At 50.9% G+C, this 289-nt stretch carries 1 tRNA gene and 1 rRNA gene; both read right to left on the reverse strand.

What is annotated here, in order from left to right:
• Nucleotides 1-51: 51 nt before the first annotated feature.
• Nucleotides 52-127 (reverse strand) — tRNA-Glu (locus NUX24_RS21730).
• Nucleotides 128-211: 84 nt separating this feature from the next.
• A 16S ribosomal RNA gene (locus NUX24_RS21735) occupies nt 212-289 on the reverse strand; the annotation flags it as partial.

Raw genomic sequence — 289 nt, forward strand, 5'->3', positions numbered from 1 at the left:
GATGAGTTTTGAGATATGACGGCAGGTGACTTTCACTCACGAACCAGCAAGTGGCGTCCCCTAGGGGATTCGAACCCCTGTTACCGCCGTGAAAGGGCGGTGTCCTGGGCCTCTAGACGAAGGGGACGTAAAGTCTCAATCGCAAGACGCCTTGCTATTTACTTTTCATCAGACAATCTGTGTGAGCACTACAAAGGCAGGTTCTTTAAGGTAAGGAGGTGATCCAACCGCAGGTTCCCCTACGGTTACCTTGTTACGACTTCACCCCAGTCATGAATCACAAAGTGGT

Origin of the sequence: Enterobacter sp. HG048 (genome assembly GCF_024702055.1) — a bacterium.
Classification (GTDB): domain Bacteria; phylum Pseudomonadota; class Gammaproteobacteria; order Enterobacterales; family Enterobacteriaceae; genus Enterobacter; species Enterobacter dykesii.